Source organism: Streptomyces sediminimaris, from assembly GCF_047049295.1.
Lineage (GTDB): Bacteria > Actinomycetota > Actinomycetes > Streptomycetales > Streptomycetaceae > Streptomyces > Streptomyces sediminimaris.
Genome location: NZ_JBJWOT010000001.1, coordinates 3,813,886 through 3,835,828, shown reverse-complemented (window position 1 = coordinate 3,835,828; position 21,943 = coordinate 3,813,886). Strand labels below are relative to the sequence as shown.

The window sequence follows — 21,943 nt, the reverse complement described above, 5'->3', positions numbered from 1 at the left end:
AAGGCTCTGGGCGTCTCCCGGGCCACGCTGTACCGGCACCTCGGAGACGACTCCTGATGGCGGAACCTGATGCCCTTGCCTGGAGCGGACTCGAAGCAGTTGGCTGGTGCCCATGAAGTACACCCGGCTCGGACGCACCGGACTCAAGGTCAGCCGACTCGTTCTCGGCACGATGAACTTCGGTCCGCAGACAGACGAATCAACCAGCCATGGCATCATGGACGCCGCTCTCGACGCGGGTCTGAACTTTCTGGATACGGCCAACGTCTATGGGTGGGGTGAGAACAAGGGCCGCACGGAGGAGATCATCGGTACTTGGTTCGCCCAGGGTGGCGGGCGGCGCGACAGGACGGTCCTCGCCACCAAGGTGTACGGGAACATGGCGGGCGACGGGGACGTCTGGCCCAACCACGACAAGCTCTCCGCGGTGAACATCCGCCGTGCCGTCGACGCCAGCCTCAAGCGGCTGCAGACCGACTACATCGACGTCTACCAGTTCCATCACATCGACCGGGCGACGCCGTTCGAGGAGATCTGGCAGGCGATCGACGTCCTGGTCCAGCAGGGCAAGATCCTCTACGCGGGGTCGTCCAACTTCCCCGGCTACAAGATCGCCCAGGCCAACGAGACCGCCGCCCGGCACGGCCGCATGGGCCTGGTCAGCGAGCAGTGCCTCTACAACCTCGCTGAGCGCCGCGCGGAGATGGAGGTCATCCCGGCCGCGCAGGACTACGGCCTGGGGGTCATCCCCTGGTCGCCGCTGCACGGCGGGCTGCTCGGCGGCGTCCTCAAGAAGGAGGCCACACAGGGGCGCCGGGCGGGCGGCCGCGCTGCCGACGCGCTCAAGGACACCAAGACACGCGAGCAGATCCAGGCGTACGAGAACCTCCTCGACAAGCACGGCCTCGAGCCCGGTGAGGCGGCACTGGCCTGGCTGCTGACCCGCCCCGGCGTCACCGGCCCGATCGTCGGCCCTCGCACGCAGGAGCAGCTGGACTCGGCGCTGCGCGCCCTACAGCTGGAGCTGAGCGAGGAACTGCTGACGTCTCTGGACGAGATCTTCCCCGGTCCCGGACCGTCTCCCGAAGCCTTCGCATGGTGAGGTAGCGGGTCTGTGTCGGAGTCGTCGCCTTCTGCTTGCGTTCGAGGCGAGTGGGAGGCGGCGGCTTCGTCGTTTCCACTCGGGGTCCGCAGGAGCGGTGAGCGTCAGCGATGCGCTGCTGCGGAACCTGGCGTCAAAATTGCCGGTTGGCGGTGTCGAAGAAGTTGATGCCGGCCGCCAGCGCCGCGTTCATGATCGCGTGGCTGTCGGCCTCGTCCGTCTGCGGTCCGAAGTTCATCGTGCCGAGGACCAGTCGGCTGACCTTGAGTCCCGTGCGTCCGAGCTGCGTGTACTTCATGACCACCTAGCCAACGGCGTGGAGTGCGCTCTAAGCAAGGGCGGTCAGTCACGGGGGAAGTCGTCGGTACGCAGCACGAGGTCGACGACGGTGCCGGTCAGGTCGATGTCGCTGCCGAAGTCCACCTGGATCCGCTGTTCGTAGTCGCCGTCCTGGGGGTCCGTGTGGACGAAGCAACGCCCCTGGTAGGGGTCGGCGATCAGGTAGACGGGGACCTCGGCCTCCGCGTAGGCGAGCCTCTTCGGCCCGTAGTCGTTGTGGGCCGTGCCCGAGGAGATGACCTCGGCGACGAATTCGACGTCCTGATGGCGCCAGTGGCCTCCCTGGTCCTTCTTCGCCGAGTCGCTGAGCTTGGCGACGTCCGGGCAGAAGCCGTTCTCGTGCCCGGGGAAGTCGATGCGGACGTCCGAGAACACTTTGACCCCCAACCCGAACCTGTCCTCCAGGGTCCGCACGATCCGGCGGATGATCTCCCAGTGAGTGTCCCGCTGCGGCGTCATATGGACGTTGCCCCCGACGATCTCGACCCTGAATCCTTCGGGGACGGGCATCCGCTCAAGGCGCTCGAACCACTCGTCCAGGCGCTTGGTGTTGGCATCGGCCATGGCGATCCTGTCGTGTACGACGGTCATCGTGGCGCTCCTCCCCGGCCGCCCCACGTGCGAGGGCAGTCGCGCGGTACAACGATACGCACGGTGACCAGGAGACGCGCAGGAGCACACATGCCCGAGCACCACGCCGACCGCCTCGTCCCCCTCGTCCGCTCCGCTCTCGGCGACGGCAACGTCCTCGCCGTCCACCTGCACGGCTCCGCCGTCCTCGGCGCCCTGGGGCCCTACAGCGACCTCGACCTGCTGGCCGTCGTGCGGCGGCCCACGACGGTGGACGAACGCCGGGCGCTGACGGGCGCCTTGATGAAGGTGTCCGGTGGCGGCGACCGCCCCGTCGAGCTCGTCGTCGTGGTGCAGGACGAGGTGCGGCCCTGGCGGTACCCGCCCGACTGCGAGTTCCTGTACGGGGAGTGGCTGCGGGGCGACTACGAGCGCGGTGTCGTCCCCGGACCCGGCCCGATGCCCGATCTCGCCCCGCTGCTCACCGTGGCGCTGATGGGGAACACGAGCCTGTACGGTCCCCCGCCCGCCGAACTCCTCGACCCCGTCCCGCCCGCCGACCTCCGGCGCGCCGTCGTCGAGGGGGTCCCGGACCTCATGGCGGACCTCGGCTCGGACACCCGCAACGTGCTGCTCACCCTCGCCCGCGTCTGGACCACGCTCGCCACGGGCGGCATCCGGTCCAAGGACGCCGCGGCCGACTGGGCGCTCGACCGGCTGCCGGAGGAGCACCGGGCCGTGCTCGCCCGCGCGCGTGCCGTCTGTCTCGGTCAGCGGCCGGAGCGCTGGGACGACCTGCGGGCCGGTGTCCGTCCCTGCGCCGACTTCCTGGTCGACGCCATCGGACGGGCCCGCGCCGATCAGGCCCCGTAGGGCTCCCCGAGCCCCCACGCCTGGTGCATCGCGTCGGCGAAGGCCCCCGCGATCCGGTGCTCGCCGCTCGCGTTCGGATGGGTGCCGTCGTAGGTGTCCAGATGGATGTCGTAGGACGCGGGCGGTGAGGCGAGCAGCAGCGGGGAGCGCGGCTCGTCGAGGTCGGCGACCGCCTTGGCGAGGAGTTCGTTGAAGCGGGCGACCTGCGCCGCGAAGGGCGCGTCGGTGGCGGCGCGGACGTTCGGGGTCACCGGCAGGACGACCATGCGGACGCGCGGCTGGGCGGCCCGGGCCTCGGCGACGAAGCGCCGTACGTTCCGCGCGGTCTGGTCCGCGTCGGTGTAGAAGCCGAGGTCGATGAGGCCCAGCGAGACCAGGAGCACGTCCGCGCGGCAGGAGCGCACCGTCTCGCCGATCAGCGGGACCATGTGCTGCCATCCCTCGCCCCAGCCGGCCAGATGGGCGCGGGGGAAGGCGGGATCGGCGTACTCGTAGGACGTCGGCGCGTCCGTCGCCTTGTCGTGGAGCGTCTCGCGCGGGCCGACGAAGGTGAACGGGCGGCCGTACGTGTCACGCAGGTGCCGCCACATCCGGTACCGCCAGGTGTGTTCCCCCGCGCTCCCGATCGTCATCGAGTCGCCGACCGGCATGAACCTGAGCATCCGCTCATGATGGACGACGCGCGGGGGATCAATCGGACGGGCGGCGTGTGACACCTGCCACGGCCGAGCGCGCCGGGAACCCGGTGCGGGCCGTCAACCGTACGCGGGGATGGCAGGCTTGGCGCATGCGCCGACCGTTCGCTCTGCTCGCCGGAGTCCTGCTCGTGTGCGCCCTCGCCCTGCCCGCCGCGGCCGACGGCGGCGACGGCGTGCGGGGGTTCACCATCAAGGACCCGCGCATCACCGAGTCCAGCGGACTCGCCGCCTCCCGTCTGCACCCCGGGATCTACTGGACGCACAACGACAGCGGCGACGGCCCGTACATCTACGCGGTGGACGGCTCGACCGGGAAGACGGTCGCCCGTGTCACGCTGAGCGGTGTCGGCCGGCCCCGGGACGTCGAGGCCATCTCCATCGGCCCCGGCAACCAGATCTACGTCGGCGACATCGGCGACAACCTCGGCGGCAAGTGGCCGTACGTGTGGATCTACCGGCTGCCCGAGCCGAAGAAGCTGGCCGACCGGACGATCCGGGCCACGCAGTACGTCGTGAAGTACTCGGACGGTCCGCGCAACGCCGAGTCGCTGGTCGTCGACCCGAGGACCGGGCGCCCGTACATCATCGACAAGAACGAGAACGGCGGGCACCTCTACGAGGGACCGGCCAGGCTCTCCACCTCGGGCGCGAACATCTTCAGGCCCGTCGCCGCCGTCGACCTGTGGGCCACCGACGCGGCCATCTCCCCCGACGGCCGGCAGCTCGCCGTGCGCGGTTACTTCGGCGGGATCTACTACGACTGGAACGGCGGCAGGATCAAGCGGAAGGGCCGGCTGGACGTGCCGCTGCAGGGGCAGGGCGAGTCCGTCACCTACTCGATCGACGGCACCCGGCTGCTGTACGGCAGCGAGGGCGCCGACAGCCCGGTCCAGGTGAAGGACGCGCCGGGCGCGAAGGGCGACGCCAAGTCCCCTTCGGCGAGCGGGAGTCAGGGTTCCTCCGGTTCGTCGGGCGGCAGCAGCGGCCTCAAGGTCGGCGCGCTGGCCGTCGCCGCCGCGGCGGCCGCCGTCCTCGGCCTGCGCCGCCTGCTGCGGCGCAACTGACCGCTCCGGCATGCTTGACGTGTTCATGTAGTTGCGGCTTCCATGGAGGGCGCCGGGTTGTGGGAGCGCTCCCACTCGTTCCGGGCCCGCGCCTCCCGAGAGGAAGCAGCGACATGTTCCGCAGCCTGCGAAGAGCGCTGTGCGCCGTTGCGGTGGCGCTCGTGCTGCCGCTGGCCGGGGCCGGTGTCAGCACGGCCGACGCGGCCGAGGCACCCGGGGCCGGCTACTGGCACACCAGCGGCCGGCAGATCCTCGACGCGGCCGGCCAGCCGGTCCGGATCGCCGGGATCAACTGGTTCGGCTTCGAGACCGGCAACCACGTCGTCCACGGCCTGTGGTCCCGCGACTACAAGTCCATGATCGACCAGATGAGGTCGCTGGGCTACAACACCATCCGGCTGCCCTACAGCGACGACATCTTCAAGCCCGGCACCGTCCCCGAGAGCATCGACTTCAGCGGCGGCAAGAACGCCGACCTGCAGGGCCTCGACTCCCTTCAGGTCATGGACCGGATCGTCGCCTACGCCGGCCAGGACGGCCTCAAGGTCATCCTCGACCGGCACCGGCCGGACTCCGGCGGGCAGTCCGCGCTCTGGTACACCACGGCCGTCCCCGAGTCGACATGGATCGCCGACCTGAAGGCGCTGGCGGCGCGCTACCGGGGCCAGGACACGGTCATCGGCATCGACCTGCACAACGAGCCCCACGACCCCGCCTGCTGGGGCTGCGGCGACGCGGCCACCGACTGGCGCCTGGCCGCCGAGCGCGGCGGCGACGCGGTGCTGTCCGTCAACCCCGACCTGCTGGTCTTCGTCGAGGGCGTGCAGACGTACGACGGCGTGTCCGGGTGGTGGGGCGGCAACCTGATGGGCGTGGGCCGGTACCCGGTGCGGCTGGACGTCGCGAACCGGGTGGTGTACTCGGCCCACGACTACGCGACCAGCGTGGCCCAGCAGCCCTGGTTCGGCGACCCGTCCTTCCCCGCCAACATGCCGGGCGTCTGGGACAGGTACTGGGGCTACATCTTCAAGCAGGACATCGCGCCCGTCTGGGTGGGCGAGTTCGGTACGACGCTGGCGTCCACGGTGGACCAGAAGTGGCTGGCCGCGCTGGTGGACTACCTGCGGCCGACGGCGACGTACGGCGCCGACTCCTTCCAGTGGACCTTCTGGTCCTGGAACCCCAACTCCGGTGACACCGGCGGCATCCTGAAGGACGACTGGCAGACCGTGGACACCGTGAAGGACGGCTATCTCGCGAGCGTCAAGGCACCGCTGTTCCCGGGCACGGGCACGGGCGGGGGAAGCGGCGGGGACGGCGGCGGGAGCACGGCCGCCTGCAGCGCCGCCTACACCGTCAGCAGCGACTGGGGCAGCGGCTTCAACGCCGAGGTGAAGGTGACCGACACCGGCACGGCCCCCCTGTCGTCCTGGAAGGTCACCTGGACCTTCGACGGTTCCCAGAAGGTCGGCTCGATGTGGAACGCCTCCTACACCCAGACCGGTGCGACGGTGACGGCCACGAACGCCGCCCACAACGGGACCGTGGCGGTGGGGGGTTCGGTGAGCTTCGGGTTCAGCGGCGCGCCGGGCGGCGGCACGGCACCGAGCGTGAGCTGCACGGCGGCATGAGAGAAGGGCGCCGGGTGGGTGTCACCGGGCGCCCTTCGTCGTCGTGGTCCTCGAAGCGGCGGCTACAGCTTCTCGATCACGTGGTCGACGCACTTCGTCAGGGCCTCGACGTCCGCCGGGTCGACCGCCGGGAACATCGCGACGCGGAGCTGGTTGCGGCCGAGCTTGCGGTAGGGCTCGGTGTCGACGACGCCGTTGGCGCGCAGGACCTTGGCGACGGCGGCCGCGTCGACCTCGTCGCTGAAGTCGATGGTGCCGATGACCTGGGAGCGCTTGGCCGGGTCGGTGACGAACGGCGTCGCGAACTTCACGTCCTCGGCCCAGCCGTACAGCGTGCGCGAGGAGGCGGCCGTGCGGCGCACCGCCCAGTCGAGGCCGCCCTGGCCGTTGAGCCACTCCAGCTGCTGGTTGAGCAGGAAGAGGGTGGCGAGGGCCGGGGTGTTGTACGTCTGGTTCTTGCGGGAGTTGTCGATCGCCGTCGGGAGCGAGAAGAACTCCGGGACGTGGCGGCCGGAGGCGTGCACCCGCTCGGCGCGCTCGATCGCCGCCGGGGAGAAGACGCCGATCCACAGGCCGCCGTCGGAGGCGAAGGACTTCTGCGGGGCGAAGTAGTAGACGTCCGTCTCCGAGACGTCCACCGGCAGGCCGCCGGCGCCCGAGGTGGCGTCGACCAGGACGAGGGCGCCCTCGTCGGCGCCCGCCACCCGCTTGATCGGCATGGCGACACCGGTCGAGGTCTCGTTGTGGGTGAAGGCGTAGACGTCGACGCCCGCCTCGGCCCGCGGCTCGGGGTGCGTGCCCGGGTCGGCCGCGATGACGGTGGGCTCGGCCAGCCACGGCGCCAGCTTCGACGCCTTGGCGAACTTCGAGCTGAACTCGCCGAAGCTGAGGTGCTGCGACTTGTTCTCGATCAGGCCGTGGGTCGCGATGTCCCAGAAGGCCGTCGAGCCGCCGTTGCCGAGCACGACCTCGTAGCCCTCGGGGAGGGAGAACAGCTCGGAGATGCCCTCGCGCACCTTGCCGACCAGGTTCTTCACCGGGGCCTGGCGGTGGGAGGTGCCCATCAGGGACGTACCGGTGGCGGCCAGCGCGTCCAGCGCTTCCGTCCGCACCTTGGAGGGGCCCGCGCCGAAACGTCCGTCGGCGGGCTTGATGTCAGCGGGAATCCGGATCTCAGCCACGGGCCGGAGCGTATCCCCTCGGTGAAACCGGACGGAAACGTTGTCCGTTCGGTGAGACACCTCATCCGGCCCGTGGACGTGCCGGGAGCTACGGCGCCGTCAGCCGTACCGGCAGCTCGAACAGGTCGTTCTGCGTCACCACCGGCTTGTTGCGCAGTTCGCTCGCCGGGACCGCGAGATCGAGGTGCGGGAAGCGCGCGTACAGGGCCGGGAGGGCCACCGCCGCCTCCAGCCGGGACAGGGCCGCACCGGGGCAGACGTGCGGGCCGTGACCGAAGCTGATGTGGCGGTTGTCCGAGGTCCGGGTGATGTCGAAGTCGCCGGCCGTCGGGCCGTGGGCCCGCTCGTCGCGGCCGATCGCGGCGTACGACACGATCAGGGCGTCGCCCGCGGGCAGCACCCTGTCGCCGACCGGCACGTCCTCGGTGGCGAAGCGGATCAGGACGTGCGAGGTGGGGGTGGAGTGGCGCAGGGTCTCCTCGACCACCGAGGACCAGTCCGCCTCGCCGGACAGCACGAGCGTTCGCTGGTCCGGATGGAGTGACAGGTTGAGCACCGCGTTGACGATGAGCGAGATCGTCGTCTCGTGACCCGCCGCGACCATCAGCTGGAGGGTGGAGACGATCTCCTGGTCGGTGAGGTGGTCGCCGTTCTCCGAGGCCAGGATCAGCGCGGAGGTGAGGTCGTCGCCGGGCTCGGCGCGCTTGGCGGCGACCGTGTCGGCCATGACGCCCGCGAGTTCGGTGAGGGTGGCGACGACCTCCGCGGGCGGCGTCTGGGTGGAGAAGAACTTCTCGAACAGTTCCTTCAGACGGGGCAGCCGCGCCTCGTCGATGCCCATCAGGTCGGCGACGACGTACATCGGCAGGGGATAGGCGAAGGCCGCCTTCAGGTCCACGACGTCGCCGGTGAGCCGGTCGAGCAGGCCCTCGGTCAGCTCGGTGATCCGGCCCCGCATCCGCTCCACCCGGCGCGGGGTGAGCGCCTGCGCGACCAGCGTCCGCAAGCGGCGGTGGTCGGCGCCGTCCACGGTGAGCATGGAGCGGCCGGGGTTGGCGAGTCCGATCAGCGGCCAGTCGGGCGGTATCTCGCCGCGGCGCCAGGCGGCCCAGACGCCGATGTCCTTGACCAGGCGCGGGTCGGTGAGGAGCTGCCTGGCCTCGGCGTGCCGGGTGACGGCCCAGACCGGGACGCCGCCGGGAAGCTCCACGGCGGCCAGCGGGCCCGCGGCGCGCAGCCGCGCGCTCTCGCCGTCCAGGTCACCGACGAAGGGGTCGAGCACGATGCGGGTCTCTTCCGTACGGGTGCCTTCCGTACGGGTCTCTTCGCTGCCGGTCGTCGTCATACGGGGGTGCCTCCCAGGGCCGGGGTCGGGGCGAACCGCACGGGCAGTTCGGTCAGCCCTCGCAGCCAGGGCGAGGGGCGACGCGTCAGGGACCCGGCCGGTACGGCCAGGTCGATGTCGGGCAGGCGGTCCAGTACGACCTCGATGGCGGTGCGCGCGATGACCTCGGCGACCTCCTGCGCGGGGAAGGGACAGCGGTGCTCGCCGTGTCCGAAGGAGAAGTGGGCGCTGTTGCCGCCGGTGAGCGCGGAGCCGTCGGTGCGCACCTGGGGGTCGGAGTTGGCGCCCTGCAGGCCGAGCAGCAGCAGGTCGCCGGCGCGGATGCGGCGGCCGCCGAGCTGGGTGTCGCGGGCGGCCCAGCGGCCGGCCACGTTCTGGGTGGGCGTGTCCTCCCACAGGACCTCGTTCATGGCGTCGGCGACGCTGTTGCGGCCGCCGAACAGGGAGGCGGCGAACCGGTCGTCGGTGAGCATCAGCCGCAGGGAGTTGCCGATCCAGTCGGCGGTCGGCTGGTGGCCCGCCGCCATCATCACCATCAGGTCCTGCGCGATCTCCTCGTCGCTGAAGCCGCCGGGGGCGGCGAGCATCCGCGACACCACGTCGTCGGCGGGCTCGGCCCGCCGCTCCGCCAGCAACCGCGCCATGGACGTGGCCAGACGGGTCTGCCCGGCGATCGCCCGCTCCCGCCCGTCGATCATGTCGTTCAACGCGGTGACCAGGCCCGGGCCCTCCTCGTCCGGGAAGCCGTAGAGGCGGGCCAGGACGCGCACGGGCAGCAGCATGGCGTAGTCGGCGACGACGTCCGCCTCGCCGCGGGCGCAGAACGCGTCGATCAGCTCGTCGGCGAACCGCTCGGCGTAGCCGCGCAGTTCGAAGGGGCTGACCGCGTCCAGCGCGCCGCTGATCATCGCGGCGCGCTCGCGGTGGCGTTCCCCGACCGTGTAGAGGATCGACGGCTGCCCGCGGCCGATCATCGGCAGCAGGGGCCAGTCGTCGGGGATGCGGTGCCACTGGTTCCACAGGCCCGAGTCGCGGCTGAACAGCACGGGGTCGCCGGTGACCTGATGCAGCTCGCGGTAGCCGAGCACCAGCCAGGCCGGTACGTCCCCGTCGAGCACGACGGGGGTGACGGCACCGTGCTCGCGCCGCATCTCCCGGTACAGCCGCGCGGGTTCGGTCTGGAACCTGGGTCCGCCGAGCGGTACGGGGGCGGTGGGGGCGTTCACCGTGCCAACTCCTGTGAAGATCGGTGGGTTCGGGCCGGGGAGTGCCGGCTGCGGACGTGTTCCACCAGCGTGATCAGGACCTGCTTGCCGGAGGCGCGGGAACGGGCGTCGCAGTCGATCAGCGGCACGTGCGGGTCGAGGTCGAGCGCCTCGCGGATCTGCCACGGCGGGTGCGCCGGGCCGCCGAAGTCGTTGCGGGCCACGACGAACGGCGTGCCGTGGTGCTCCAGCCGGTCGATGGCGTACCAGGAGTCGTCGATACGGCGGGTGTCGACCAGGACGACCGCGCCGAGCGTGCCGGTGAAGAGGCGGTCCCACAGGAACCAGAAGCGCTCCTGGCCCGGCGCGCCGAACAGGTACAGCACGTTGCGGGCGTCGAGCGTGATGCGGCCGAAGTCGAAGGCGACGGTGGTGGCCTTCTTGCCGCGCACCTCGCTGATGTCGTCGACGTGCTCGCCCGCGCGGGTCATCGTCTCCTCCGTGTTGAGGGGGCGTATCTCGCTGACCGAGCGGATGAGGGTCGTCTTGCCGACGCCGAAGCCGCCGACGACCACGATCTTCAGGCCGTTGTCGGCCGACATCCCGAGGGGCACTCGGGGGTCGGGCGTCTCAGAGGTTGCGGAGTCCAACGAGCACCTGTTCCAGGACGTCGGGATCGGGGAGGGCGGCCCTGCGCGGGTGGCGGGCGCTGACACGGCCCGCCGCGAGGAGGTCGGCGAGCAGGATCTTGGTGATGCTCACCGGCAGCCTCAGCTCGGCCGCCAGCTCGACGACCGCCGTGGGGAGCCGGGTGAGCCGCAGGATCGCCGCGTGCTCCGACTGCATGCCGGGCGCCGGATCGCACTCGGCGACCACGAGGGTCACCAGGTCGAAGGGGCTGTCCGGCGCGGAGCGGGCGCGGCCTCCGGTGAGGGTGTAGAGGCGGTCGGGCGAGTCGTCCCTGCCGGGGCGGCTCATGAGGTCCGGGGCTGCGCGGTCAGGTGTGCGCCGAGCTGTTCCACCAGCTCGCTCATGTTGTGGCCGACCAGCCCGGCGTCGGCGTCCTCCGTGGTCACCACGGCCAGGTGCGCGCCCTCGCCGGCCTCCACGATGAACAGCACCCCTCCGTAGAACTCGGTCATCGCCGAGCGCACGCCTCCGGTCCCGTCCCCGAACTCCACCGAGGCGCCGTGCGACAGGGACTGGATTCCGGCGGCGATCGCGGCGAGCTGGTCGGCCTGGTCGGTGCTCAGCTCAGGCGTCCGGCACAGCTTCAGGCCGTCCCGGGACAGCACGAGCGCGTGCCGCGCGCCCGGCGTGCGCTCCAGGAGGCCCTCGATGAGCCAGGTGAGCTTCGCGTCGGCGGTGGTCGTGCCGGTCATGACGTGGAGTTGCCTTCCGGGTCCGGGTGCGGGTGCAGGTGCGGGTTCGGTCGGGGGGTGGCCGATGGTGCGGAGGTGCGTGCGGAGGTGTCCTCGCCCGGCACCGGTGTGCCCTGGTCCGACAGGGAGCCGCGCACGGCCCGCCGGAAGCTGCTGAAGCGGGCGGCGCGGGCGAGGGGGTCGTCCAGGGGGTCGGGCGCGGCGCCGGGCCCGGTCGCGCCGGAACCGGCCGCACGCGCGCGTGCGCGCTCCCGCTCCCGCTCGGCCTCGGCGAGCGCGCGGCCCCTGCGGCGCTTGGGCAGACCGGAGACGCCGGCGACGGCGCCGGTGTCGCCGTCGGCATCGCGGCCGGCGTCACGGTCGGCGTCCGTATCGCGGTCGGCGTCACGGCCGGCGGACTCGCGGTGGTGGGTACGGACCGGGTCGGAACCGGCGCCGGGGTCCTGGTGCGGGAGCGAGCGCGCGTGCGGGTGCTGCTGCGGGTGTGGGGTGCTGTGCCGGGTCTCATACGACCCGCCCGGGTGCTCCTCGTACGACCGGCGCGGGTGCTCGTCGAGCGGTTCCGGGTGGTCGGTGCGGGGTCCGGGGGTGCGGGTGCCGGCACCGGGGTGGCCCGTGTGGGGCTCGGACGTGTCGTTGCCGGGTTCGGGGCGGCTGGTGTGGGGTTCGGGTGTGTGGGTGCCGGGTTCGGGGTGGCCGGTCTGCGGGCGGGGAGCGTGGGGCCCGGGGGCCGGGTGGCCGGCGTGGGGTTCGGGCGTGTCGTTGCCGGGTTCGGGCGTCCTGGTGCCGGATTCCGGGCGGCCGGTGCGGGGCCCCGGCGTGTGGGTGGCGGGTGCGGGCCGGTCGGTGTGCGGTTCGGGTACGAGGATGTCCTGCGGGACGAGGACGAGGGCACCGGTGCCGCCGCGCGCGGATGGCCGGAAGGACACCTTGAGGCCGTACTTGCGGGCGAGCCGGCCGACGACCGCGAGGCCGAGACGGGTGCCGGTGAGGCCGCCCAGCTCCGCCTCGTCGCCGCGGACCGCCCGTTCGGCGCGGCGCAGCTGCACCTCGCCCATGACCAGGCCGCTGTCCTCCACGGACACGATGACGCCGGCCGGCACCTCCTCGACGTAGACATGCACCTCGGCGGTCGGCGGCGAGAAGTTCGCGGCGTTGTCGAGGAGTTCGGCGAGCGCGTGCATCACGCCCTCAGCGGCGTGCCCGGCGACGGCGGCCTCGCTTGCGGAGTGCACGCGCACCCGCTGGTAGCCGCCGATCCGGCCCATCGCGCCGCGCAGGATCGACTCCATGGAGATCGGGCGGGCCCAGCGGCGGCCGGAGCGGGCGCCCGCGAGGACGGCGACCGAGTCGGCGAGCCGGCCCGCCTGCGCGGTGCGGTGGTCGAGGTGCAGCAGGTCGGCGAGCACGTCCTCGTCCTCGTGCCGCTCCTCCATGGCGCGCAGGTCGGCGAGCATCCCGGTGGCCAGGGCCTGCATACGTCCCGCCGCGTTGGCGGTCGCGGAGACCGCGGTGGCGCGTTCGCGGTCGGCCCGGCGGGCCTGCTCGGCCAGGCGGGCGTTCTCGGCGGTGAGGCGGGCGCGGTCCTGCTCGAACGCGGCGGTCAGCCGGAGCCGTTCCTGGGCGAGCTCCGCCGCGTGCCGGGCCCGCTCGTGGGTCAGTTCCTCGGTCAGGCGCACCCGCTCCTGGTCGAACTGCGCGCTCTGCCGCACCCGTTCCTGCAGCAGCCGGCCGGCGTCCTGGGTGACCGCCTCCAGCCGGCGGCGGGCGGCCCGGGCCTTCTGGAGGGCGTACGCGGCCAGCGCGACGGCTGCGCACAGCAGCAGCGCGGCCGTGCCGGCGCCGAGGGCGAACGGGACGCGGTCGCGTTCCGGAAGGCGCGCGACCGCGCCGGCCACCGCGAGCGCGGCCAGCAGGGCCGTGAGCAGCGGGGCGGGCGCGACGGTGCGGAGGGCGGGGCGTTCGCCGGTCACGTCGGGGGCGGTCATGAATCGGGTCCTCGGTAGGGGCCTCGGTCGTCCTTGATCGGGTTCCGCTGTCGTTCCTGGGCGAGAGCAGGTTCCTGGCGAGCTGGTGTTGCCTGCGGGCCGGTGTTCCCGGCGCACGGGTGTTCCTGGCGGACGGGTGTTCCTGGACGAGAGCTGCGGTTTTCGGGGGAGAGCTGTCGTTCCCGCGTACCAAGCGACACCTGTTGCCCAACTGACGGTCACTATATGGGAGTTCCTGATCGAATTGGGAAGGTTACGGATCCGTGCACGGGTTCCGGCCAGGACGCGGCGGAGTACCTGTGGACAACGGCGCCGTGACTGTCGGTCGCCGGATGCATGCTGGGGGCATGACGGATCTCCAGGCTGAACTGCGCGGGGCCGTCCGGGGCGACGTCCGCTTCGACGTCACCTCCCGGGCGCTGGTCACCATGGACGCCTCCAACTACCGGCGGGTCCCGCTGGGGGTGGTGGCGCCGCGGGACGCCGAGGACGTGGCGGCCGTGCTGGCGGTGTGCCGGGAGCACGGGGTGCCGGTCGTGCCGCGCGGCGGCGGCACGTCGATCGCGGGGCAGGCCACCGGCGCCGGAGTGGTGCTGGACTTCACCCGCCACATGAACCGCCTGGTGTCGATCGACCCGCGGCAGCGCACGGCCGTCGTGCAGCCGGGGCTCGTCCTCGACCGGCTCCAGGAGGCCGCCGCGCCGCACGGGCTGCGGTTCGGGCCCGACCCCTCCACGCACAGCCGGTGCACGCTCGGCGGGATGATCGGCAACAACTCCTGCGGCTCGCACTCGGTGGCCTGGGGGACCACGGCGGACAGCGTGCGGGAGCTGGACGTGGTGACCGCGGGCGGGGAGCGGCTGCGCCCCGGGCGGCGGTGGGCCGGCGCGCCGGAGGGCCTGCGGGCGCTGGTGGAGGAGGAGTCGGCGCGGCTGCGGACCGGCTTCCCGGAGCTGCCCCGCCGCATCTCCGGGTACGCGCTGGACGCGCTGCTGCCGGAGCGGGGCGCCGACGTCGCCCGTTCCTTCTGCGGCAGCGAGGGCACGCTGGGCGTGCTCACCGAGGCGGTCGTAGGGCTCGTGGAGGCACCACGCGCGCGTGCGCTGGCGGTGCTGTCGTACGCCGACGAGAGCGCCGCGGCCCACGCCGCGGCGGGCCTGCTGCCGTTCGGCCCGCTCACGGTGGAGGGGATGGGGGCGGACCTGGTGCCCCCGGCGGCCTCCCTGCCGCGGGGCGGGGCCTGGCTGTTCGTGGAGACGGGAGGGGAGTCGGAGGCGCAGGCACGCGCGCGGGCACAGGCCGTCGTGCGGGCCGCCGACGTCCTCGACTCGCTGATCGTCACCGACCCCGCCGCGCAGCGGGCGCTGTGGCGGATCCGGGAGGACGCGAGCGGCACGGCGACCCGGATGCCGGACGGCACGGAGGCGTGGCCGGGCTGGGAGGACTGCGCGGTGCCGCCCGCGCGGCTCGGCGCGTATCTGCGGGACTTCCGCGGGCTGCTGGCCTCCCACGGCCTGCGCGGCACCCCGTACGGCCACTTCGGCGACGGCTGCATCCACGTCCGCATCGACTTCGACCTGCTGACCGAGGCGGGCGTCGGCCGTTTCCGCCGGTTCTCGCAGGAGCTGGCCGACCTGGTCGTCACGCACGGCGGCTCGCTGTCCGGGGAGCACGGTGACGGGCAGGCGCGCGCCGAACTGCTGCCCCGGATGTACGGCCCCGAGCTGGTCGCCCTCTTCGGGCGCGCCAAGGACCTGTGGGACCCGGACGGCCTGCTCAACCCGGGCATGCTGGTGCGCCCCTCGCCGCTCGACGCCGACCTCCGCTTCTCCGTGCTGCCCCGCGAGCCGGTCGAGGTCGCCTTCGGCTACCCGGCGGACGGCGGCGACTTCTCGGCGGCGGTGCGGCGCTGCGTCGGCGTCGCCAAGTGCCGTACGACGACGGCGGCCGGCCCGTCCGTGATGTGCCCCTCCTTCCGGGCGACCGGCGAGGAGGAGCACTCCACGCGCGGGCGGGCCCGCCTGCTGCACGAGATGCTCGCCGGGGAGCTGGTGACCGACGGCTGGCGGTCCACCGAGGTGCGCGACGCGCTGGACCTGTGCCTGTCCTGCAAGGGGTGCCGTTCGGACTGCCCGGTCGGGGTCGACATGGCCGCGTACAAGGCGGAGTTCCTGCACCACCACTACGAGGGACGGCGCCGCCCGGCCGCGCACTACAGCATGGGGTGGCTGCCGGTGTGGCTGCGCTGGGTGGCCCGCACGCGCACGGCGCCGGTCGTCAACGCCCTGGCGTCGGTGCGCCCGCTGGCGTCGCTCGGCAAGCGGCTGGGCGGGATCGCGCCCGAGCGGCGCATCCCGCGGGTGGCCCGGGAGACCTTCGGGCGCTGGTGGGCCCGGCGGCCGGGCGGGGCGGCCCGCGAGGGCGACCTGGTGATCCTCTGGCCGGACACCTTCACCGAGCACCTCTCGCCGTCCGTGGGACGCGCGGCCGTACGGGTACTGGAGGCGGCCGGGCTGCGGGTGGCGGTGCCGCCCACCGTGCACCTCGCGCGCCCGCCGGTGGGCGACGGCCGGACGGTCGCCCTCGATCCGCTGTCCCTGCTGAGAGGGCGCGGGCGGGTGTGCTGCGGCCTGACGTACGTCTCGACGGGCCAGCTCGACCGCGCCCGCAGGGTCATGCGCCGCACGCTGGACCTGATGGAACCGGTCCTGGAGACCGGCGCCCCGGTGGTCGTCCTGGAGCCGAGCTGTGCCGCCGCCCTCCGTACCGACCTGCCCGAGCTGCTGGCCGGCGACCCGCGCGCGGCCCGTCTGGCGGCCTCGGTGCTGACCTTCGCACAGGCCCTGGAGCGGCACGCCCCGGACTGGGCGCCGCCCGCCCTGAACCGTCCGGTCACCGGCCAGACCCACTGCCACCAGCACGCGGTCCTCGGCGACGGTGCCGACCGCCGGCTGCGCGAGGCGGCGGGTCTCACCGGGGAGCTGGCGGGCGGCTGCTGCGGCCTCGCGGGCAACTTCGGCTTCGAGAAGGGGCACCACGAGGTGTCGACGGCCTGCGCGGAGGACCAGTTGCTGCCGGCGGTCCGGCGCGCGGCGGACGGCACGGTCGTCCTGGCGGACGGCTTCTCCTGCCGCACCCAGCTGGAGCAGACGGCGGGCGTGCGCGGGCGGCACCTGGTGGAGGTGCTGGCGGAAGCGCTGGACGAGGGCTGAGCGCGGGCCCGCGGCCGGGCCGGCGACCGGGGTGGCCGGCCGCGTCCACCATGCGGGACAGTGGCAAAACAGGTTCACACGCCTGACCGGGTCCATTACCCTGGACTCGACAGTGCGGCACGATGAACGAACAATGCGCCACGGCGCACGAATCCCGAGCCGAGCACCTGGACCGCCCGTGACCACGCCCAGCAGCGCCACCACCTCCTCGCCCTCCGCGGCGCCCGCTTCCGGCATCCCGGGCCGCCGGGGCTCCGCGGGTCCGGTCGGGCTGGTGCTCGGGGCGGGGTTCTCCGTGCAGTTCGGCGCGGCGCTGGCCGTGAGCCTGATGCCGAGGGCCGGGGCGCTCGGTGTGGTCACCCTGCGGCTGATCGCGGCGGCCGCCATCCTGCTGGTGGTGTGCCGGCCGGGCCTGCGCGGACACTCGCGCGCCGACTGGGGCACCGTGGTCGTCTTCGGTACCGCGATGGGCGCGATGAACGGCCTCTTCTACCAGGCGGCCGACCGCATCCCGCTCGGCGCCGCGGTCACCCTGGAGGTCCTCGGCCCGCTCGCGCTCTCCGTCCTCGCCTCCCGCCGCGCGCTCAACGCGGTCTGGGCCGCGCTGGCGCTGGGCGGTGTCTTCCTCCTCAGCGGTGGCGGCTTCGGCCACCTCGATCCGGCCGGAGTCGCCTTCGCGCTGGGCGCGGGCGCCATGTGGGCGGCGTACATCGTCTTCAGCGCGCGTACGGGACGGCGGTTCCCGCAGGCCGACGGGCTCGCGCTGGCCATGGCGGTCGGCGCGCTGCTGATGCTGCCGCTCGGGGTCGCGGAATCGGGCTCGAAGCTCACCGACCCGACGACGGTCGCCCTGGGTGCGGCGGTCGCGGTCATGTCCTCCGTGCTGCCGTACACCTTCGAGCTCCTCGCCCTGCGCCGCCTCCCCGCCTCCACCTTCGCGATCATGATGAGCCTGGAGCCGGCCCTCGCCGCGACCGCCGGCTTCCTGATCCTGGGCCAGGCCCTGTCCGCCGTGCAGGCCGCGGCGATCGCCATGGTCATCGCGGCGAGCATGGGCGCGGTGCGGACGCAGACGAGGCGCGGCGAGCCGTCGCTCCCGCCGGAGGCGTGACCGGCCAGGCGCCCTGACCGGACCCCGGCGCCCCAGACCCCGTCGCCCCGGACCCCGTCGCCCCGGATCCTGGCGCCCCGGCGGCGGGGCAGGGGAGTCGAAGGCCGCCAATTCATGCAAGCACGCTTGATTGTTTCTGGTGCCGCTGCCATGCTCGCCCCATGGCTGACCCCACGCCCGTGATCGACGATCTCTGTGCGGAGAGCGGCGAACTCGACTGCCTCGTCGCCGAGTTGAGCCCCGGCCAGTGGGCGCTCGCCACCCCGGCGCCCGGCTGGAGCGTCGCGCACCAGATCGCGCACCTCGCCTGGACCGACCACCAGGCCGTGCTGGCCGTGACGGACCGGGACGCCTTCTCCCGTGAGGTGGAGAAGGCGCTGGCCCAGCCCGGCGACTTCGTGGACAACGGGGCGGAGGAGGGCGCCGGGAAGCCCCCCGCGCGACTGCTCGCGGACTGGCGGGCCGGGCGCACGGCGCTGGCCGAAGCGCTGCGGGCCGCGCCGGACGGCGCCCGTTTCCCCTGGTACGGCCCGCCGATGGCCACCGCCTCCATGGCCACCGCCCGCCTCATGGAGACCTGGGCGCACGGCCTGGACGTGGCCGAGGCGCTGGGCGTGGAGCGCACCCCCACCGACCGCCTCCGGCACGTCGTCCGGCTCGGCGTCCGCACCCGCGACTTCGCCTTCGGCGTGCACGGACTGCCCGTGCCGTTCGAGGAGTTCCGCATCGAGCTGACGGCGCCGTCGGGGGCGCTGTGGGCGTACGGCCCCGAGGACGCCGGCAACCGCGTCACCGGGCCCGCCCTCGACTTCTGCCTGCTGGTCACCCAGCGGGCCCACCGCCGCGACCTCGCCGTCGAAGCCGTGGGCGAGGACGCGGACCGCTGGCTGGACATCGCCCAGGCCTTCGCCGGACCCCCGGGCAAGGGCCGCCCGCCGAAGGGAGGCCCCGCGTGACCCTGCGCATCGGCAACGCCTCCGGCTTCTACGGCGACCGTTTCGACGCCCTGCGGGAGATGCTCACCGGCGGCGAGCTCGACGTCCTGACCGGCGACTACCTCGCCGAACTCACCATGCTGATCCTGGGCCGGGACCGGCTGAAGGACCCCGCCGCCGGCTACGCCCGCACCTTCCTGCGCCAGCTGGAGGAGTGCCTCGGAATCGCGCACGAGCGCGGCGTCCGCGTCGTCACCAACGCCGGCGGCCTCAACCCGGCCGGACTCGCCGACGCCGTACGGCGGCTGGCGGACCGGCTCGGCATCCCGGTGCGCGTCGCGCACGTCGAGGGCGACGACCTCACCGCCGCCCACCCCGGCACCCTCGCCGCGCACGCCTACCTCGGCGGCTTCGGGATCACCGAGTGCCTGCGCGCGGGCGCCGACGTCGTGGTGACCGGCCGGGTCACCGACGCGGCGCTGGTCACCGGGCCCGCCGCCGCCCACTTCGGCTGGCGGCCGGGGGAGTACGACCGGCTCGCGGGCGCCGTCGTCGCCGGGCACGTGCTGGAGTGCGGGACGCAGGCGACCGGCGGCAACTACGCCTTCTTCGACGAGGGCGGCCACGACCTGCGCCGCCCCGGCTTCCCGCTCGCCGAGCTCCACGAGGACGGCAGTTGCGTCATCACCAAGCATCCCGGCACCGGCGGCTTCGTCGACGTCGGCACGGTCACCGCGCAGCTGCTGTACGAGACGGGCGGCGCACGGTACGCCGGTCCCGACGTCACCGCCCGCCTCGACTCGGTCCGCCTCACCCAGGACGGACCCGACCGGGTCCGGATCGAGGGCGTCCGCGGCGAGGCCCCGCCGCCGACCCTCAAGGTCGGCCTCAACCGGCTCGGCGGCTTCCGCAACGAGGTCTCCTTCGTCCTCACCGGCCTCGGCATCGAGGCCAAGGCGGCCCTCGTGCGCGAGCAGATGACCGACGCCCTCGCCAAGTCGCCGCCCGCCGAGGTGCGCTGGGACCTCGTCCGCACCGACCGGGCCGACGCCGCGACCGAGGAGACCGCGAGCGCCGTGCTCCGGCTCGTCGTACGGGACCCGGACCAGGCGGTCGTCGGCCGGCCGCTGAGCGGCGCCGCCATCGAGCTGGCGCTGGCCAGTTACCCGGGCTTCCACGTCCTCGCGCCGCCCGGGAAGGGCGCGCCCTACGGCGTCTTCGAGGACGCGTACGTCCCCCAGGACGGCGTCGACCACGTGGCGGTGCTCGACGACGGGCGCCGCATCCCCGTGCCGCCGGCCCGCGACAGCCTCGTACTCGACGACGTGCCGGAGCCCGCGGCTCCCGAGCCGCCGCCGGGCGGGCCGGTGCGCCGTGCCCCGCTCGGTCTCGTCGCGGGCGCCCGCAGCGGCGACAAGGGCGGCAACGCCAACGTCGGGGTGTGGGCGCGCTCGGACGCGGCCTGGCGCTGGCTGGCGCACACCCTCACCGCCGACCGGTTCCGCGAACTGCTGCCGGAGACGGCCGGGCTGCGCGTCGTACGGCATGTCCTGCCGAACCTGCGCGCGCTCAACTTCGTCGTCGAGGGCGTCCTCGGCGCCGGCGTCGCCGCCCAGCACCGCTTCGACCCGCAGGCCAAGGCCCTCGGCGAATGGCTGCGCTCCCGCCACCTGGACATCCCGGAGGACCTGCTGTGACGGTGATCGACTCCAGCCTGGACACGGCCGGTCCCGACTACCGGGCCCACCGCGAGGCCATGCTCGCCAAGCTCGCCGACCTCGACGCCGAGCACGCCAAGGCGCTCGCGGGCGGCGGCGAGAAGTACGTCGAGCGGCACCGGGGGCGCGGCAAGCTGCTCGCCCGCGAGCGCATCGAGCTGCTCCTCGACCCGGACACCCCGTTCCTGGAGCTGTCCCCGCTCGCCGCCTGGGGCAGCGACCACACCGTCGGCGCCTCGCTCGTCACCGGCATCGGGGTCGTCGAGGGCGTGGAGTGCCTGATCACGGCCAACGACCCGACCGTGCGCGGCGGCGCCAGCAACCCCTGGTCGCTGAAGAAGGCCCTGCGGGCCAACGACATCGCGCTCGCCAACCGGCTGCCCTGCATCAGCCTGGTGGAGTCCGGAGGAGCTGATCTGCCCTCGCAGAAGGAGATCTTCATCCCCGGTGGCGCCATCTTCCGCGACCTGACCCGGCTCTCCGCCGCAGGAATCCCCACCGTCGCCGTCGTCTTCGGCAACTCCACCGCCGGAGGCGCGTACATCCCCGGCATGTCCGACCACGTGATCATGGTCAAGGAACGGGCGAAGGTCTTCCTCGGCGGCCCGCCGCTGGTGAAGATGGCGACCGGTGAGGAGAGCGACGACGAGTCGCTCGGCGGCGCCGAGATGCACGCGCGCGTGTCGGGCCTCGCGGACTACTTCGCCGTGGACGAGCCGGACGCCCTGCGGCAGGCGCGCCGGGTCGTGGCCCGCCTCAACCACCGCAAGGCCTACGAGGATCCGGGCCCCGCCGCGCCCCCCGAGTACGACGAGGACGAGCTGCTCGGCATCGTCCCCGGGGACCTCAGGACCCCCTTCGACCCGCGCGAGGTGATCGCCCGGATCGTCGACGCCTCCGACTTCGACGAGTTCAAGCCGCTGTACGGCACCAGCCTCACCACCGGCTGGGCGGCGCTGCACGGCTATCCCGTCGGGATCCTCGCGAACGCCCGGGGGGTGCTCTTCAGCGAGGAGTCGCAGAAGGCCGCCCAGTTCATCCAGCTCGCCAACCAGCGCGACATCCCGCTGCTCTTCCTGCACAACACCACCGGCTACATGGTCGGCAGGGAGTACGAGCAGGGCGGCATCATCAAGCACGGCGCGATGATGATCAACGCGGTGTCCAACTCCCGCGTCCCCCACCTCTCCGTCCTCATGGGCGCCTCCTACGGCGCCGGGCACTACGGCATGTGCGGGCGGGCCTACGACCCGCGCTTCCTGTTCGCCTGGCCCAGCGCCAAGTCGGCCGTGATGGGCCCGCAGCAGCTCGCCGGCGTCCTGTCGATCGTGGCCCGGCAGTCGGCGGCCGCGAAGGGGCGGCCGTACGACGAGGAGGCGGACGCCGGGCTGCGCGCCATGGTGGAGCAGCAGATCGAGTCCGAGTCGCTGCCGAAGTTCCTGTCCGGGCGGCTGTACGACGACGGCGTCATCGACCCCCGCGACACCCGCACCGTCCTCGGCCTGTGCCTGTCGGCCGTCCACACGGCGCCCTTCGAGGGCGCCCGCGGCGGCTTCGGCGTCTTCCGGATGTGAGGGGTCACGTGATGA

At 73.2% G+C, this 21,943-nt stretch carries 18 protein-coding genes and 1 pseudogene; 9 read left to right on the top strand and 10 right to left on the bottom strand.

What is annotated here, in order from left to right:
- Positions 1-112: 112 nt before the first annotated feature.
- Complete coding sequence (locus ACJ9NR_RS17650) at positions 113-1,102, top strand: aldo/keto reductase (protein ID WP_412488527.1); 990 nt, start codon at positions 113-115, stop codon at positions 1,100-1,102.
- Positions 1,103-1,247: 145 nt separating this feature from the next.
- Here ACJ9NR_RS17650 and ACJ9NR_RS17645 read toward each other — a convergent pair.
- A pseudogene (locus ACJ9NR_RS17645) lies at positions 1,248-1,400 on the bottom strand (aldo/keto reductase); the annotation flags it as partial.
- A gap of 44 nt (positions 1,401-1,444) precedes the next feature.
- A complete protein-coding gene (locus ACJ9NR_RS17640) occupies positions 1,445-2,032 on the bottom strand; it encodes a Uma2 family endonuclease (RefSeq protein ID WP_412488526.1) in 588 nt (195 codons plus the stop codon).
- 90 nt (positions 2,033-2,122) lie between these two features.
- Here ACJ9NR_RS17640 and ACJ9NR_RS17635 point away from each other — a divergent pair, with 90 nt between their 5' ends.
- Entirely contained in the window at positions 2,123-2,884 is a 762-nt protein-coding gene (locus ACJ9NR_RS17635) for an aminoglycoside adenylyltransferase family protein (protein WP_412488525.1), read from the top strand.
- Here the strand turns inward: ACJ9NR_RS17635 and ACJ9NR_RS17630 are convergent.
- Complete coding sequence (locus ACJ9NR_RS17630; RefSeq protein ID WP_412488524.1) at positions 2,872-3,546, bottom strand: SGNH/GDSL hydrolase family protein; 675 nt, start codon at positions 3,544-3,546, stop codon at positions 2,872-2,874. The two genes, ACJ9NR_RS17635 and ACJ9NR_RS17630, sit on opposite strands and share 13 nt — an antisense overlap.
- A gap of 125 nt (positions 3,547-3,671) precedes the next feature.
- Between ACJ9NR_RS17630 and ACJ9NR_RS17625 the strand changes: the two genes are divergently transcribed.
- Positions 3,672-4,646: a WD40 repeat domain-containing protein gene (locus ACJ9NR_RS17625; protein ID WP_412488523.1), complete on the top strand. Its 975-nt coding sequence runs from the start codon at positions 3,672-3,674 to the stop codon at positions 4,644-4,646.
- A 113-nt stretch (positions 4,647-4,759) separates the two neighbouring features.
- A complete protein-coding gene (locus ACJ9NR_RS17620) occupies positions 4,760-6,277 on the top strand; it encodes a cellulase family glycosylhydrolase (RefSeq protein ID WP_412488522.1) in 1,518 nt (505 codons plus the stop codon).
- Positions 6,278-6,339: 62 nt separating this feature from the next.
- Here ACJ9NR_RS17620 and serC read toward each other — a convergent pair whose 3' ends face one another.
- The 7 genes from serC to ACJ9NR_RS17585 form a co-directional block, all read right to left on the bottom strand.
- A complete protein-coding gene (serC, locus tag ACJ9NR_RS17615; protein ID WP_412488521.1) occupies positions 6,340-7,458 on the bottom strand; it encodes a phosphoserine transaminase in 1,119 nt (372 codons plus the stop codon).
- 88 nt (positions 7,459-7,546) lie between these two features.
- A complete protein-coding gene (locus ACJ9NR_RS17610) occupies positions 7,547-8,803 on the bottom strand; it encodes a cytochrome P450 family protein (RefSeq protein ID WP_412488520.1) in 1,257 nt (418 codons plus the stop codon).
- Entirely contained in the window at positions 8,800-10,050 is a 1,251-nt protein-coding gene (locus tag ACJ9NR_RS17605) for a cytochrome P450 (RefSeq protein ID WP_412488860.1), read from the bottom strand. The genes ACJ9NR_RS17610 and ACJ9NR_RS17605 overlap by 4 nt, the downstream gene beginning before the upstream one ends.
- Positions 10,026-10,610 carry a GTP-binding protein gene (locus ACJ9NR_RS17600; RefSeq protein ID WP_412488519.1) on the bottom strand — a complete coding sequence of 195 codons (585 nt, stop codon included), beginning with the start codon at positions 10,608-10,610 and terminating at the stop codon, positions 10,026-10,028. Before ACJ9NR_RS17600 ends, ACJ9NR_RS17605 begins: the two co-directional genes overlap by 25 nt.
- Positions 10,611-10,638: 28 nt before the next feature.
- Entirely contained in the window at positions 10,639-10,986 is a 348-nt protein-coding gene (locus ACJ9NR_RS17595; RefSeq protein WP_412488518.1) for a DUF742 domain-containing protein, read from the bottom strand.
- Positions 10,983-11,390 (bottom strand): roadblock/LC7 domain-containing protein, encoded by a 408-nt coding sequence (locus tag ACJ9NR_RS17590; RefSeq protein WP_412488517.1) that lies wholly within the window; start codon positions 11,388-11,390, stop codon positions 10,983-10,985. The genes ACJ9NR_RS17595 and ACJ9NR_RS17590 overlap by 4 nt, the downstream gene beginning before the upstream one ends.
- On the bottom strand, positions 11,387-13,378 hold the full coding sequence (locus ACJ9NR_RS17585) for a sensor histidine kinase (RefSeq protein WP_412512699.1): 1,992 nt from the start codon (positions 13,376-13,378) through the stop codon (positions 11,387-11,389). The genes ACJ9NR_RS17590 and ACJ9NR_RS17585 overlap by 4 nt, the downstream gene beginning before the upstream one ends.
- A gap of 347 nt (positions 13,379-13,725) precedes the next feature.
- Here ACJ9NR_RS17585 and ACJ9NR_RS17580 point away from each other — a divergent pair, with 347 nt between their 5' ends.
- The 5 genes from ACJ9NR_RS17580 (at position 13,726) to ACJ9NR_RS17560 (ending at position 21,928) form a co-directional block, all read left to right on the top strand.
- Positions 13,726-16,590, top strand: coding sequence for an FAD-linked oxidase C-terminal domain-containing protein (locus ACJ9NR_RS17580; RefSeq protein WP_412488515.1), 2,865 nt, complete (start codon positions 13,726-13,728; stop codon positions 16,588-16,590).
- A 178-nt stretch (positions 16,591-16,768) separates the two neighbouring features.
- Positions 16,769-17,701: an EamA family transporter gene (locus ACJ9NR_RS17575; RefSeq protein WP_412488514.1), complete on the top strand. Its 933-nt coding sequence runs from the start codon at positions 16,769-16,771 to the stop codon at positions 17,699-17,701.
- A gap of 161 nt (positions 17,702-17,862) precedes the next feature.
- Positions 17,863-18,657 carry a TIGR03084 family metal-binding protein gene (locus ACJ9NR_RS17570; protein WP_412488513.1) on the top strand — a complete coding sequence of 265 codons (795 nt, stop codon included), beginning with the start codon at positions 17,863-17,865 and terminating at the stop codon, positions 18,655-18,657.
- A complete protein-coding gene (locus ACJ9NR_RS17565) occupies positions 18,654-20,333 on the top strand; it encodes an acyclic terpene utilization AtuA family protein (protein ID WP_412488512.1) in 1,680 nt (559 codons plus the stop codon). Before ACJ9NR_RS17570 ends, ACJ9NR_RS17565 begins: the two co-directional genes overlap by 4 nt.
- Positions 20,288-21,928 (top strand): acyl-CoA carboxylase subunit beta, encoded by a 1,641-nt coding sequence (locus tag ACJ9NR_RS17560; protein ID WP_412488511.1) that lies wholly within the window; start codon positions 20,288-20,290, stop codon positions 21,926-21,928. The genes ACJ9NR_RS17565 and ACJ9NR_RS17560 overlap by 46 nt, the downstream gene beginning before the upstream one ends.
- The last annotated feature ends 15 nt before the right edge of the window (positions 21,929-21,943 follow it).

What these genes read in the sequence shown, in the direction of transcription:
- ACJ9NR_RS17640 (WP_412488526.1), bottom strand. Translation starts at nt 2,032, where the DNA reads ATGACCGTCGTACACGACAGGATCGCCATGGCCGATGCCAACACCAAG.
- ACJ9NR_RS17595 (WP_412488518.1), bottom strand. Translation starts at nt 10,986, where the DNA reads ATGAGCCGCCCCGGCAGGGACGACTCGCCCGACCGCCTCTACACCCTC.
- ACJ9NR_RS17590 (WP_412488517.1), bottom strand. Translation starts at nt 11,390, where the DNA reads ATGACCGGCACGACCACCGCCGACGCGAAGCTCACCTGGCTCATCGAG.
- ACJ9NR_RS17600 (WP_412488519.1), bottom strand. Translation starts at nt 10,610, where the DNA reads ATGTCGGCCGACAACGGCCTGAAGATCGTGGTCGTCGGCGGCTTCGGC.
- ACJ9NR_RS17650 (WP_412488527.1), top strand. Translation starts at nt 113, where the DNA reads ATGAAGTACACCCGGCTCGGACGCACCGGACTCAAGGTCAGCCGACTC.
- ACJ9NR_RS17620 (WP_412488522.1), top strand. Translation starts at nt 4,760, where the DNA reads ATGTTCCGCAGCCTGCGAAGAGCGCTGTGCGCCGTTGCGGTGGCGCTC.
- ACJ9NR_RS17635 (WP_412488525.1), top strand. Translation starts at nt 2,123, where the DNA reads ATGCCCGAGCACCACGCCGACCGCCTCGTCCCCCTCGTCCGCTCCGCT.
- ACJ9NR_RS17570 (WP_412488513.1), top strand. Translation starts at nt 17,863, where the DNA reads ATGGCTGACCCCACGCCCGTGATCGACGATCTCTGTGCGGAGAGCGGC.
- ACJ9NR_RS17610 (WP_412488520.1), bottom strand. Translation starts at nt 8,803, where the DNA reads ATGACGACGACCGGCAGCGAAGAGACCCGTACGGAAGGCACCCGTACG.
- ACJ9NR_RS17625 (WP_412488523.1), top strand. Translation starts at nt 3,672, where the DNA reads ATGCGCCGACCGTTCGCTCTGCTCGCCGGAGTCCTGCTCGTGTGCGCC.
- ACJ9NR_RS17560 (WP_412488511.1), top strand. Translation starts at nt 20,288, where the DNA reads ATGGCTGCGCTCCCGCCACCTGGACATCCCGGAGGACCTGCTGTGACG.
- ACJ9NR_RS17630 (WP_412488524.1), bottom strand. Translation starts at nt 3,546, where the DNA reads ATGCTCAGGTTCATGCCGGTCGGCGACTCGATGACGATCGGGAGCGCG.
- ACJ9NR_RS17585 (WP_412512699.1), bottom strand. Translation starts at nt 13,378, where the DNA reads ATGACCGCCCCCGACGTGACCGGCGAACGCCCCGCCCTCCGCACCGTC.
- ACJ9NR_RS17580 (WP_412488515.1), top strand. Translation starts at nt 13,726, where the DNA reads ATGACGGATCTCCAGGCTGAACTGCGCGGGGCCGTCCGGGGCGACGTC.